Origin of the sequence: Undibacterium sp. SXout7W, assembly GCF_049339385.1 — a bacterium.
GTDB lineage: Bacteria > Pseudomonadota > Gammaproteobacteria > Burkholderiales > Burkholderiaceae_D > Undibacterium.
The window spans coordinates 1-13,676 of record NZ_JBMPPF010000003.1; the positions used below are offsets into that span (position 1 = coordinate 1).

Sequence of the window (13,676 nt, forward strand, 5' to 3'; positions counted from 1 at the left end):
GTGCGCTTTTATCAAGTGCCCACATTTATTGACTGTTAATTGTTAAAGAACCGTATTCTTTTCTGCTTTTGCTTCGAAGCGTTGTGTTCGTCAGCAGCAGAGAAGCGAGATTATGCAGGATCTAACCAGGCATGTCAACCCTGTATTGATGCATTGAAGTAATGATCGCTTTATGTCACTCTGCAAGTCATCGATCAATCTTATTTTTTAATTACTTCATATGGCCTTTTCATTAGATAAGCTGTTGGTTATTGGCATCTCGTCACGGGCACTGTTTAATTTGGAAGCAGAAGAAGCGATATATCAAAAGCAAGGACTAGAAGCATATCGCCAGCATCAACTCGCTAACGAAAATGCCATACTGAAACCCGGTGCCGGGTTCAGTCTCGTAAAAGCTCTGTTAAAACTGAACTCACTAGCGACAGACCAGCGAATCACAGAAGTCGTCGTGATGTCCAGAAACTCCTCGGAAACATCGTTAAGAATTTTCAATTCCATAGAACACTACCAACTTGATATCACGCGAGCAGCACTCTCTGGAGGAGCATCACTAGCCCCATATTTAAAAGCATTCAATGTCAGCCTGTTTTTATCGTTACATGAAGATGATGTTCAAGCAGCAACCGATTCGGGAGTTGCATCTGCTTTACTTTACAAAATGCCTGAGAATGCTGTTGATCTGGAGCAAATACGTATTGCGTTCGATGGGGATGCAGTTATTTTTTCAGACGAATCAGAACGCATCTACCAGGAACAAGGTGTTGAAGCTTTCGAGCAACATGAGCGGCAAAATGCGAAAAGGCCACTGCCAGAAGGACCTTTTGCGCCTCTCTTGATGGCTTTGTCTTATTTGCAAAATAATTTCAAAACCGCAGATGGTACTGCCTTCCCATTACGTACCGCACTAGTAACCGCCCGCTCCTCCCCCGCGCACGAGCGTGTCATTCGCACTCTCAGGGCATGGAATATTACGATTGATGAAACGTTTTTTATGGGTGGAGTGAATAAATCCGCAATTCTGGAAGCATTCAAACCCCACATGTTTTTTGATGATCAACATGGCCATTGCAGCCATGCCAGCATGGTTGTGCCAACTGGCAGGGTTTTGAGCAAACAACCCATCGCATAACCCATAAAAAAATCCCGCTACCTTTCAGTAACGGGATTGGATTTCAATGTCCGTATAACGGGAGAAACTCAATTATCGTTGAGCGACCGCGTCAACAACACATAAGGCCGTCATATTCACGATGCGTCGTACCGTCGCCGATGGCGTCAGAATGTGAACTGGTTTTGCACAACCCAGCAAAATAGGTCCGATCGCAACATTGTTACCGGCTGTCGTTTTCAATAAATTGTAGGCAATATTTGCTGCATCAATATTTGGCATCACCAGCAGATTAGCATCGCCTTTCAAATTTGAACCCGGCATCATTTTCTTACGATAATCAGCATCGAGCGCTGTATCACCATGCATTTCGCCATCAATCTCAAGATCCGGCGCATCGCGCTGAATAATTGCCAGGGCAGCACGCATTTTTTGGGCAGATTCGCTGTTACTAGAACCGAAATTAGAATGAGATAACAAAGCTGCTTTTGGCATCAGGCCAAAACGACGCATTTCTTCTGCTGCCAAAATGGTAATTTCGGCAATCTGTTCCGCTGTCGGATTTTCATTCACATGCGTATCAACCAACACTAATTGGCGGTCCGGCAGAACGAGGCCATTCATGGCAGCATAAACGTTGACACCATCGCGCTTGCCTAATACCTGATTAATGTAATTCAGATGTAAACCAGTTGTACCGAAAGTACCGCAGATCATGCCGTCCGCATCACCTTTGTGGATCATCATGGAACCAATCAATGAATGACGGCGACGCATTTCCAGCTTGGCATATTGTTCCGTAACGCCTTTGCGGCATGTCATCTGGTAATACGTCTGCCAATATTCTCTATAACGTGGATCGAATTCCGGATTGATTACTTTGAAATCGACGCCTGCTTTCATGCGCAGACCAAATTTTTCAATACGCTGTTCCAGGATGTGCGGGCGGCCAACAAGGATCGGTGACGCCAGTTTTTCGTCTACAACGACTTGTACTGCCCGCAATACGCGCTCTTCTTCGCCTTCCGCAAATACGATGCGCTTGCGCTCCGCAGGTGCTTTTTTCGCAATCTGGAACAATGGCTTCATGAATGTGCCACTATGGTAGACAAATTGCTGCAATTTTTCGATATAAGCCTGCATGTCCTTGATCGGACGCGCGGCGACGCCACATTCCTCTGCCGCTTTCGCAACAGCAGGTGCAATTTTGATCATCAAGCGTGGATCAAACGGTTTCGGAATCAGGTATTCAGGGCCAAATGACAAATTACTGATGCCATAGGCGGAAGCCACGATGTCTGATTGCTCTGCTTGCGCCAGCTCCGCAATGGCATATACGACCGCAATTTCCATTTCCCGCGTAATGGTAGTGGCGCCACAGTCGAGTGCGCCACGGAAAATATACGGGAAACATAATACATTGTTAACCTGATTCGGGAAATCTGAACGTCCGGTCGCCATGATGGCGTCATCCCGTACCGCTTTCACTTCTTCTGGCAAAATTTCCGGTGTTGGATTCGCTAATGCCAGAATCAATGGATTCGGGGCCATCAACTTGACCATATCTTGCTTTAATACACCGGCAGCAGAAAGCCCAAGGAAAATATCCGCATCCGGCATCACGTCGCGCAAGCTGCGGGCCGATGTTTCCTGAGCAAAACGCTCTTTATCCGGATCCATTAATTCGGCACGGCCTTTATAAACGACACCAGCCAGATCAGTCACAAAAATATTTTCGATCGGGAAACCAAGATCAACGATCAGATCAAGGCATGCAAGCGCCGCAGCACCGGCACCGGATACGACAAGTTTGCATTCTTTTTTATCTTTGCCAACGACTTTCAGACCGTTGATGATTGCTGCACCGACAATAATAGCCGTTCCATGCTGATCGTCATGGAAAACGGGGATTTTCATTCGATCGCGCAATTTGCGTTCAATGTAAAAACATTCTGGTGCCTTGATGTCTTCAAGATTAATACCACCGAAGGTAGGCTCCAACGACGCAATGATATCTACCAGTTTATCCGGATCTGATTCATTGATTTCGATATCAAACACATCAATCCCGGCAAATTTTTTGAATAAAACGCCTTTACCTTCCATCACAGGCTTGGATGCCAGAGGACCGATATTACCCAGTCCCAGTACTGCTGTGCCATTGGTGATGACACCAACCAGATTACCGCGTGCTGTGTATTTGAAAGCAGCAGTAGGGTCAGCGACGATTTCTTCACAAGGTGCAGCAACGCCAGGGGAATACGCCAGAGCCAGATCGCGCTGATTGGTCAATTGTTTGGTGGGAGTAACGCTGATTTTGCCGGGCGTTGGAAATTCATGATATTCCAACGCGGCCAAGCGCAACTGTTGACGCATTTGCTCTTTTTGATCTGAAGACGAATCCATAGGGTCAGCTCTTTCTTTTTTGCTTACGGAAAACTTACTGTGGTCTGTGATTCTAGCAGAGGCAACACTCTAACTTTATACGTATTTGTACGACTCTTATGCTTTTCATGCATAACCAAATGCAAAATTTTAGAGTAAGGGACTCAATATAGTCATTAACTATCGATTCAGTAAATACAATCAATTTTCATTTTTAATTAAATAAATTTATGATTCAACTCAAGTTGATAGCAATTAATTTTAGTTGATGTTGAATAATCACCCTGAGGAGAAACACATGAGCACCCAAACAAACCCTTCCGTTACGATCCAGAATCTTGAAGCTGCATTTGCCGGGGAATCCATGGCGCATATTAAATACCGGTATTTTGCGAAATTGGCGCGCGAAGCAGGTGCAGAAGATATTGCAAAAGCCTTCGAAGCAACAGCAGATCAAGAAGTAATGCATGCATTTGGTCACCTCGATTTGTTGTATCCCAAAAAACAGATGACGCCACAACGTGCACTGGAAATCGCGATTGACGGTGAAACATATGAATATACCGAGATGTACCCCAAATTCCGCCACTTGGCAGTAGAAGAAGGTAATCACGCCGCAGTTGCTGAATACGACGAACAAATTGCTGAGTCGAAAGAGCATGCGGAAAACTTTAAGCGCACTCTGGAAATGGCAGCCAAACGCTTTGCCGCATTAGCCAAGGTCGAAGAGCGTCACGCGAACCATTACCGTGCTGTATTGGAATCCTCCAAAGTCTGATACTTGCCTGAAACTTTTAAGGCATCGCCGTTCAGCTTAAATTTAGAGCTCAAGTTTGAAGCTTAAGCAAATACACAACAGTAAAAAAATCTAGCGCAATATTCACTATAAAACAGAGGAAATAATGAAAACTTATCAATGTATCGTATGCGGTTTTATTTATGACGAATCCATTGGCTTGCCAGAAGAAGGAATCGCGGCCGGCACACGCTGGGATGATATTCCAGAAGACTGGGAATGCCCTGATTGTGGCGTTGCGAAATCTGATTTTGATATGGTGGAGATCTAAGCATGAAACCTGTTGCCATCATCGGTTCCGGACTCGCCGGCTATACAGTGGCTCGTGAGTTTCGCAAACTGGACAAAACAACGCCACTGCTGATAATCACGGGAGATGATGGCGCATTTTATTCTAAGCCTATGCTCTCGAATGCCTACGCCCAAGGCAAAGCGGCTGACCAACTGATTAACCAGAGTGCAGAGCAAATGGCGGCACAATTAAATGCCAACATCCTGACAACAATGCAGGTAACAGGTATTTACGTGCACAACAAAACCGTACAAACACATGCGGGTGAATTCGAATACGACAAGTTAGTGCTGGCAGTTGGTGCGCAGCCAATACGCCTGCCTCTTACTGGCGATGCTGCCGAACAGGTTGTATCGGTGAATACTCTTGCAGATTATGCAGTATTCCGTGGAAAAATCCGCCAGGCCGGTAACAACGCACATATCACGATCCTTGGCGCCGGATTGATTGGCTGCGAGTTCGCGGATGATCTTGCCAGTGCAGGATATGCGGTAACGTTGATTGATCCGGGTTCTTTGCCACTGGCTAGCCTCGCCCCACATGCAATTTCTCTTGGATTACAGACGGCCTTGCAAGGCAAAGGTGTTACGCTGAAAATGCAGACAACTGCCGCATCTATTGATCACCATGAACAGAAAATACGCATCAGTCTTAGTAGTGGCAAGTACTTTGATACGGACGTAGTGTTATCTGCAGTCGGATTGCGTGCTGACATCAGCCTGGCAAAGGCAGCCGGACTGGCAACGGACAGAGCCATCCTCGTAGATCAATTTGGACTCAGCAGTGACAATCATATTTTTGCCGTCGGTGATTGTGCTCAATATACGATGAGTGATGGTAGCTATCAGGCATTGCCTTACGTGGCACCGATCATGACAGCAGCCAGAGCCATCGCACAAAGCTTGACTGGCAATCCAAGTGTCATTGAACTAAAGCCCAGTGCTGTCTTGGTGAAAACGCCCAGTTACCCCATTGCTCTGATACCAGCACCGGTCAATGCACGTTCGCAAGGAACATGGAAAACAGAACAGCAAAGCAGTGTGACGACCAGTCGTTTCTTTGATGAGAACCAAGTCCTGCGTGGATTTGCGCTTGCGCCGCAAGATAACAAGCAAAGAAATGCACTGTTGGCAGCGCTTGGAAAACACGAAAGCGATCTTGAGCTACAACCGCTGACACCATCATTTATCGCTGCAGTTTAATTACAGCGACGGCTGCAGTAACATTTGCAGTCGCGACAACCGGAATGGGCAACAAACACAAAAGCGGCGACGCATTGAGTACAATGCGCACATGCTTTCAGAATTCGACCTCATCCAAAATTATTTTGTAAAACAATTGATCACCGACTCCCGTATAGCAATGGGAATCGGTGATGACTGTGCGTTATTGCAACCGACACCCGGCATGCAATTGGCAATCTCCAGCGACATGCTGGTGTCAGGGCGACATTTTTTTGCTGATGCTGATCCGCACATGCTGGGACACAAATGTCTCGCTGTGAACTTATCCGATCTCGCCGCCATGGGTGCGCAGCCATTAGCATTCACTCTGGCGCTATCATTACCGGAAGCTAATCCGAAATGGCTCAGTGGTTTTTCACGCGGGATGTTTCAACTGGCACAGCAGCATGGCTGCTACCTGATCGGCGGCGATACGACCAAAGGCCCGCTCAACATCTGTATTACCATTTTCGGAGAAATACCACCTGGTCAAGCCTTACGGCGAGACGCGGCACAAGTGGGTGACGACATCTGGATTTCAGGTGATCTTGGTGATGCCCGTTTGGCGCTTGCTGGCTACTGGAACGACATCAAACTTGAACAGGCTGATCATCAACAGGCGGCATTGCGCATGCACATGCCAACGCCACGCAACGCTCTGGGCGTCGCTCTGCGCGGCATTGCGCATGCAGCGTTGGATATCTCTGATGGACTGGCAGGAGACCTTGGCCATATTCTGGAACGCTCTGACGTCGGCGCGATCATGGAAATCGATCTCCTGCCTGCTGGTTTGATATTGCAACGACAATCCAGAGAATTACGCCGCCAGTTCACCCTGACCGGCGGCGATGACTATGAATTATGCTTCACTGCACCAGAGGAGAAGCGAGATGCCGTGATGGCTGCTGGTGCTCACACCAGCACACCGGTCAGCCGCGTAGGCAAAATTGTCGAGGGCAAGGGATTAACAGTACTCGATCAGCACATGCAGCCATTGCAGATGGACATACAAACTTTCGACCATTTCAAAACGCCATGACGACACTAGAATCCGGACAATCAGCACTGATTCAGAAACCAACCTGGCGTTTTATGATCCAGCATCCTGCACATCTGCTTGCACAGGGATTTGGCAGCGGCTTGTCACCCGTCATGCCTGGTACCAGCGGTACTTTATTTGGTTGGGTGAGTTTCATTTACCTGTCCAGAGCATTTCCGACGTTCATGACCGCTCATCATTGGACACTTCTGCTATTGATCAGTTTTCTGGTTGGCATATGGGCGTGTGCAGTCACCGGCAAACATATGGGCGTCGCGGATCATGGCAGCATGGTATGGGATGAGATCGTCGCATTCTGGCTGGTTCTGCTCCTACTGACGCCGGCTGATTTCAGGACACAATGCTGGGCATTTATCTGGTTTCGTTTTTTTGATATGGTCAAACCGCCCCCTATTGGTTACTTCGATCGCCGCTTTAAAGGCGGCTTCGGTGTGATGTGGGATGACATCGTGGCAGCCTTTTTTACCTTATTGGTCTTCGCTTTATGGAAAGTCATCTGATGGCCGGATGTAAATCGGCGTAAAAGCGCTTTCCTTTTACTTCACTTCGATGCAAACATGGTGGTAAAGTAATCCTGCACAGGTTCATGTTCGAAACACCAGACAGGAGACATACCATGAAAAATATCATTGAACTCTCAACTCAAGTCGGCGAAGAACTCAAAGCAAAGAAATTACTGCTTTCCGTCGCAGAATCGTGCACAGGAGGCGGCGTGTCTCAGGCCATCACTGAAATCGCCGGTTCTTCTGAATGGTTTGACTGTGGCTTCGTCACCTATTCCAACTCCTCAAAAACCGAGTTACTTGATATATCCGCGTCGCTGATTGCACAACATGGCGCAGTCAGTGAAGAGATTGCAGCTGCCATGGCGCAGGGAGCTATCGCTAACTCCGAAGCACATGTCTCATTGTCTACCACTGGTATCGCCGGTCCGACCGGAGCTGTTCCCGGCAAGCCGGTAGGCACTATCTGCTTTGGTTGGGTTGTTGGCGGAGTCACGCATACCGAACGTCTGGTATTCAGTGGCGACCGACATGCGGTCCGCGAACAAACAGTCGCTCATGCGCTGGATAAACTACTGCGCTATCTCAAGGAACTCTGAATTGTCTGATTCGTCTCATAGGTTATCCGCATTATTAGTTGATGATGATGCGGAGATCAGAATACTGCTTGTCTCCTATCTGGAAAAATTTGGCATACAGTGCGTGGCAGTAGAAGATGGTCATGTCATGCGCAGGGAATTATCTCAAAACAGCTTCGATGTCATCCTGCTCGACCTGATGCTGCCGGGAGAAAATGGGATGAGCTTATTACGACAGCTACGGGCAGAACATAAAACACCTGTCATCATGCTGACAGCACGAGACGAATTCGCCGATAAGATACTCGGCCTTGAACTCGGTGCCGATGACTACATCATCAAACCCTTTGACACCAGAGAGCTGGTGGCACGCATACAAAGTGTCCTGCGTCGTAGTGCACATTCCACTGCAAATAAGACCAACACACTGACTGCGTTCAACACTACTCGCCAAAATGAGATTCGCTTTCAACGCTGGAAACTGCATTGTCTGACGCGTCAGCTTACCAGCCCGGCAAATATGGTGATTCCACTGTCCAATGCCGAGTTTCGATTGCTGAAGGCATTTCTCGATCACCCGGGCAGGGTACTGAGCCGTGACCAGTTACTCGATTTTGCCAGAGGAAAAAGTTCTGATGCATTTGATCGCAGTATTGATCTTCTGGTGTCACGTTTGCGTCAAAAACTTGAAGACGATCCTCGTCAGCCCCACCTGCTGAAAACGATTCGCGGGGAAGGCTACATGCTCAACACCAACGTGATATGAAACGTCTGTTTGCCGATACGATCTTCAATCGTTTATTCGGCCTGTCTATGGCTGCGGTATTCATAAGTCATGTCGCCACTTTTATTCTTCTGTTTACTTTCCTTGGTGATCACAGGCCACCACCGCCACCGCAACTACCGCCTGCCATCAACATGCTGCCCGGAGCGCATTCAGCACCAGATATGTTGCATGGCCCTTTCTTAGGTTTTGCCGTTAGTATGCTGTTGCAACTGTTTCTGCTCGGACTCGCTACCTGGATCAGCTCTCGTAATCTGGCACGTCCCATGCAGGAACTGGCGTCAGCCGCACAACACTCAGGTGGGTCCACTGTTGCGCGGCTGACAGAAACAGGCCCGGAAGAAACACGCAAAACAGCACGAATGTTCAATCTGATGCAGGACAGAATACATCAGCAGACAGAAGAAAAAGCGCGCTTTCTGGCTGCAGTTTCACACGATCTGAGAACACCGCTGACGCGCATCAAACTCAGAACCGAGCAATCAGGCTCCCAGGATAGTGAAAAAATTCTGCAAGATGTTGATGAAATGCGCGCGATGCTCGATGCCACCCTGGATTACCTTCGCGGCAGCTCAGAGAGCATGCAGATATTGGATATACAAGCAATGCTCGAAGCCATTATTGACAACATGCAAGAAGAAGGCAAAGCCGTGCAGTTGGCTGGAACTGCGCAACCTTTGTCTGCCATGCCAAATGAGTTAAGGCGTGGTATCAGCAATGTGATTGAAAATGCGGTGTTCTATGGTAAAAGCGCAGAGATAACGCTGATAGATACACCTGCTGGACTGACTATACGCATTCTGGATCAGGGATCGGGAATACCAGAAGCACATCTGGACAGGGTATTTGATCCATTTTTCAGACTCGCAGACTCCAGAAATCGGCACAGTGGTGGCGTTGGACTGGGTCTGAGTATTGCCAGGGAAATCATACGTCAGCATCAAGGAAGTCTGTCGCTGCACAATAACGCCAAAGCAAGCGGCTTAATCGCTCTAATTCATTTGCCACGTGCAGCCAGCCTGCCATGTGATGCAAATGCACAGACGTAACAATATATCCATATTGATACAAAGAGGACACAAGCTGGCAATGTCGCCATAGGACACTGTCAGACGATGCAATCACGGCAACTACATCCGGTGCATGCGCCATGGATTCTTGCCATTTCATCGCACCGCCTACTTTGAATGGAGAACATCATGAGCACCATCGGAAGCATCAGCAATTCTGGATATTCCAATTATTCCAGCACAATACAAAAGCAACGTCCCGACCCGGCCGCCATGGCGGATAGTGTATTTTCAAAACTGGATACCAAGGGTCAGGGCTATCTGGAGGTTTCTGATCTCGAATCAGCCTTCAGCAAAATCAGCAGCAACACAAATAGTACGACTAGTACGACTAGTACGAATAATACAAGCAGCACCAGTAGCAAGAGCAATAGCAGTGCTACCAGCAACACCACTGACAGCAGCACCGTCAGCAATTTATTTAAAACACTCGACAGCAACAGTGATGGCAAAGTCACTAAAGACGAATTTAGCTCCGGTCTGAAAAAACTCAGTGATGCGCTTGAATCTCAATTCAATGCTCGCCGCACCAGCAGCAACGGCGGCGGTCAAATGCCTCCACCGCCGGATGGTGCTACTGGCACTGGTGGTGCCGGTGGTGCCGGTGACGCTGGTTTAAGTCAATCACAACTCAGTGATCTGGCCACCAAGGTGAGCAACACAGACAGTGCTGCCGGTAGCAGTTTATCGACAGTTGCTAAGAATTTTGACGCAGCAGATACCAATCAGGATGGCAAGGTATCACTCAAAGAAACACTTGCCTATCTGGAAAAAGTCGCCTCTACGTCTGGAACCAGCACACAGAGTACGAGCAGCAACGATACAAGCAGCAGTACGGCAGTTGCCTCTACAGGCAGTACAAGCAACACAAGTAGTTCCGGCACCAGCAGCAGCTCGTCGACAAGCACGTCAAGTAACGCATCCTCGTCGGACTCATCCAGTAGCTCAACAACGACCGACGCAGCCATGTTCAAAAAGGTCATGCAGCTGCTGCATGCGTATAGCGATCCATTCCAGAATACTCAGAGCAATACAACAAACATTTCTGTCAGCGCATAACTCACATCACTATATAGCGGCAAAAAATGCAGAAAGCAGTGTGGGTATCCGCTCACCTGCTCTGCGTCAGCAATTGATTAATCAGCACCGATTCAATTTTGTCGGTGTTCATTTTTTTATTCAGCTCAACTTTAATCGCTTCCCTGACCTTATCAAATCCCTCTTCAGAATGAAGGTCATCAGGATCAATATTCGCGGCTTCAATCTTAAATAAATCTGTTAATAATTTTTTATTATCCTGCAACCAGTCACGATCATTCGGTGCTACCTGAATGGTGACCTGGATACGAATCACCTGATCATTAATATTCGCCACGGTCTGAGGCAGCACAATATAACTGGCAACAGCATCATTATTGCTACGCACATAAAAAATAGCGAGAAACACGGCAATAAAGCCAATCAACGCAATGATGGCGGCATACCGTCCAAAATGATCATTTTTTTCTTTGGCGACTGAGGCTGTTTTCTTTTTTTCCGGCCATTTGAAATCGTCAATACCGGGACCAGGTGTTGCTGCGAGCACAGAAGGTTTATTCGCGGCATCTTGTATCGCGGCAGCCCCGGGGGGGGCGGTCGCAGAGGACTGCTCTTCTGCTGGCGTTACCGGAGCATCAAATAAGCTGGCAAAATCAAACTCCGCGTGACCAACAGGACTATCGACTGCTTCAAAATCTAACTTTTCAGTTAACAAGCCAGGCTTGCTCTTTTCTGAGGACATAGGCGGAATCCAGGAAAATATGGCGAGTTGGCATTGTAGCTTGGTTTTATTTCCAAGAAGAAATATTTATAAGCTATACAGAATACCCGTGCAACATCATGCATCTTCCACCAATAGTAGTACATTACTAATTTTTTAACATGGTATGTTGAATAACATGACTATGATGACAATAAAAATACGGATGGACTTCTTCAGATTCTCATTTCGTTACAAACTAAGAATACTCTGGCAAGCAATGTTTCGCTATCATTCGCCATCCGCGCAGAATTGAGTCTTTTTGTCATGAATCCCACTCCCCCAAGTAGCAAAAGAAATATACCTATAGACAATATCAAGGCCGTTTTGATATTTATGGTGGTGTTTGGTCATTTGATTGAATTACATATAGGCAATGATCATTTCCTGCGCTCCATCTGGATAGCGATTTATGCATTCCACATGCCTATGTTTGCGCTTGTATCTGGGATGTTTTCCAAAGCGTCACTGGATGAACGCCAGATTGGTCAACTGGTCAAAAATATTGTTGCGCCCTTAATTGCCTTTGAAGTCTTATATGAAGTGGTGGAATGTTTGCTGCATGGCGAACTCAGTATTTACAGCGGGCTGATAGCTCCCTACTGGATGCTTTGGTATTTGCTGAGTTTATTGAGTTGGCGCTTGCTTTTGCCGTTGTTTGCGCGCTTGCAATTTCCAGTCGTGCTTTCCTTGATTCTGGCTTTAGTGACCACGTATTCTGAACACATTGGCTATACGCTGAGTCTGTCCCGTACATTCATGTTTTTTCCCTTTTTTCTGTTAGGTTGGAAATTTGGCTCGGGCTTATTTTTATCAGAAAAAAAATCCTGGCTGCTGATCAATCCAGGCATTGTCGGAGTCGCAATCGTTGCGTCCTTTTTACTGAAAAGTGATTTCGACTATCGTTGGTTATATGGCAGCTTTTCTCTGCATCGACTGCAAATGGCAAATCTGACGGGTACGGCCTACCAGCTGCTGCAATACGGTCTATCCACCGTCATAGGTCTTGCAGTCCTGAATTTACTGGCAAGACGTGACTGGGGCCTGGCAAGAATAGGTCAACGTTCTATTTATGTATTTTTATGGCATGGCGCTGCCTTGATTGCCATGGAGGAATTTGGATTGCTGAACAGTATTTTTCAGATGGAAGATACTGCAGCGCTGTTACTATCGTTGACATCGAGCGCCGTCATTGTATGGCTCTGCTCACACCCACGCTGTGAATCGCTGACACAGAAAATCATACTGCGGCCACTGACTTGGTTCATCCTTCGTTACCCTGATAATCCCGAAGAGCAACAGTCTCCGGTGCTGGCAGAAAAAGTGGCCCAGCAAAAAAACTGAGCTGATCTTCTCAAGTAATGTCTGACCATATTGGATCTGATATTACTTGTACTTGGTAACCATCGGATTTATTTGATCTGGATATTTTCCGCATCAAATTGTTTGGGATTTTTCCCGGTAATGCCATTGTAAAAAGCTTTGATTTCTTCCATGTCAGCGTTGATATCTCCGGTTGGTGTAAACATCTTCCCTATGCCAGCCAGCTTTTTCTTGAAATCCAGATACCCCAATGCAATCGGCACTCCGCTGCCTTCAGCAATATAGTAGAAACCTGTTTTCCAATGAGTCACCTTGCCGCGGGTGCCTTCAGGCGGCACGATCACAGTCAGTCGTTCGCTACGATGAAACGCATCGACAGTGCTTTGAACCAGATTGCCTGCTTTACTGCGATCGACAGGAATACCGCCAAGCCAACGCATCACGAGACCAAACACGGGTGGGAACAAACTAGCCTTCCCCATCCAATAAACACGCAAACGCATGGCAAAACACACCATTAACGTGACGGGAAAATCCCAGTTGCTGGTGTGCGGCGCCGCAATCAGGACATATTTCTGCACAGCGGGAGCCTGGCCCTCAATCCGCCACCCCATCAGCCGCAGCACCAGCACAGACAGCCAGCGCATCAGGGTATTAATCAAAGGAGTTTCAAAAATAGTTAAATGCATGCTGTAAGTCTTTGATAGCAAAAGAGAAATTCGCCTTCTCTCAAAGCAAACGGCATTATAGAGAGGT

14 protein-coding genes are annotated in these 13,676 nt (G+C 47.3%); 11 read left to right on the forward strand and 3 right to left on the reverse strand.

Going from position 1 to position 13,676, the window contains the following annotated elements; genetic code table 11:
• Positions 1-220 precede the first annotated feature (220 nt).
• On the forward strand, positions 221-1,129 hold the full coding sequence (locus tag ACO0LB_RS04000) for a 5'-nucleotidase (protein WP_423046726.1): 909 nt from the start codon (positions 221-223) through the stop codon (positions 1,127-1,129).
• Between the two features lie 72 nt (positions 1,130-1,201).
• Here ACO0LB_RS04000 and ACO0LB_RS04005 read toward each other — a convergent pair whose 3' ends face one another.
• Complete coding sequence (locus ACO0LB_RS04005; RefSeq protein WP_423046728.1) at positions 1,202-3,514, reverse strand: NADP-dependent malic enzyme; 2,313 nt, start codon at positions 3,512-3,514, stop codon at positions 1,202-1,204.
• A 277-nt stretch (positions 3,515-3,791) separates the two neighbouring features.
• Between ACO0LB_RS04005 and ACO0LB_RS04010 the strand changes: the two genes are divergently transcribed.
• The 9 genes from ACO0LB_RS04010 (at position 3,792) to ACO0LB_RS04050 (ending at position 10,858) form a co-directional block, all read left to right on the forward strand.
• Positions 3,792-4,271, forward strand: a complete 480-nt coding sequence (locus ACO0LB_RS04010; protein WP_423046730.1) for a rubrerythrin family protein — start codon at positions 3,792-3,794, stop codon at positions 4,269-4,271.
• A 124-nt stretch (positions 4,272-4,395) separates the two neighbouring features.
• Positions 4,396-4,560 (forward strand): rubredoxin, encoded by a 165-nt coding sequence (locus ACO0LB_RS04015; protein WP_423046732.1) that lies wholly within the window; start codon positions 4,396-4,398, stop codon positions 4,558-4,560.
• Between the two features lie 2 nt (positions 4,561-4,562).
• Positions 4,563-5,783, forward strand: a complete 1,221-nt coding sequence (locus ACO0LB_RS04020) for an FAD-dependent oxidoreductase (RefSeq protein WP_423046734.1) — start codon at positions 4,563-4,565, stop codon at positions 5,781-5,783.
• 91 nt (positions 5,784-5,874) lie between these two features.
• Positions 5,875-6,843, forward strand: a complete 969-nt coding sequence (gene thiL, locus ACO0LB_RS04025; protein WP_423046736.1) for a thiamine-phosphate kinase — start codon at positions 5,875-5,877, stop codon at positions 6,841-6,843.
• On the forward strand, positions 6,840-7,364 hold the full coding sequence (locus ACO0LB_RS04030; RefSeq protein WP_423046738.1) for a phosphatidylglycerophosphatase A: 525 nt from the start codon (positions 6,840-6,842) through the stop codon (positions 7,362-7,364). Before thiL ends, ACO0LB_RS04030 begins: the two co-directional genes overlap by 4 nt.
• 116 nt (positions 7,365-7,480) lie before the next feature.
• Positions 7,481-7,966 carry a CinA family protein gene (locus ACO0LB_RS04035; RefSeq protein ID WP_423046740.1) on the forward strand — a complete coding sequence of 162 codons (486 nt, stop codon included), beginning with the start codon at positions 7,481-7,483 and terminating at the stop codon, positions 7,964-7,966.
• A gap of 1 nt (position 7,967) precedes the next feature.
• The gene (locus ACO0LB_RS04040; RefSeq protein WP_423046742.1) at positions 7,968-8,711 is read left to right on the forward strand and encodes a response regulator; all 744 of its coding nucleotides are present in this window, start codon (positions 7,968-7,970) and stop codon (positions 8,709-8,711) included.
• Positions 8,708-9,778 carry an ATP-binding protein gene (locus ACO0LB_RS04045; protein ID WP_423046744.1) on the forward strand — a complete coding sequence of 357 codons (1,071 nt, stop codon included), beginning with the start codon at positions 8,708-8,710 and terminating at the stop codon, positions 9,776-9,778. The genes ACO0LB_RS04040 and ACO0LB_RS04045 overlap by 4 nt, the downstream gene beginning before the upstream one ends.
• A 150-nt stretch (positions 9,779-9,928) precedes the next feature.
• Complete coding sequence (locus tag ACO0LB_RS04050) at positions 9,929-10,858, forward strand: EF-hand domain-containing protein (protein WP_423046746.1); 930 nt, start codon at positions 9,929-9,931, stop codon at positions 10,856-10,858.
• 52 nt (positions 10,859-10,910) lie between these two features.
• On the opposite strand, the gene ACO0LB_RS04055 is transcribed toward ACO0LB_RS04050, so the two are convergent.
• Complete coding sequence (locus ACO0LB_RS04055) at positions 10,911-11,579, reverse strand: flagellar basal body-associated FliL family protein (protein WP_423046748.1); 669 nt, start codon at positions 11,577-11,579, stop codon at positions 10,911-10,913.
• A gap of 285 nt (positions 11,580-11,864) precedes the next feature.
• Between ACO0LB_RS04055 and ACO0LB_RS04060 the strand changes: the two genes are divergently transcribed.
• Positions 11,865-12,941, forward strand: a complete 1,077-nt coding sequence (locus tag ACO0LB_RS04060; RefSeq protein WP_423046750.1) for an acyltransferase family protein — start codon at positions 11,865-11,867, stop codon at positions 12,939-12,941.
• Positions 12,942-13,009: 68 nt separating this feature from the next.
• On the opposite strand, the gene ACO0LB_RS04065 is transcribed toward ACO0LB_RS04060, so the two are convergent.
• The gene (locus ACO0LB_RS04065) at positions 13,010-13,609 is read right to left on the reverse strand and encodes a lysophospholipid acyltransferase family protein (protein ID WP_423046752.1); all 600 of its coding nucleotides are present in this window, start codon (positions 13,607-13,609) and stop codon (positions 13,010-13,012) included.
• Between the last annotated feature and the right edge of the window lie 67 nt (positions 13,610-13,676).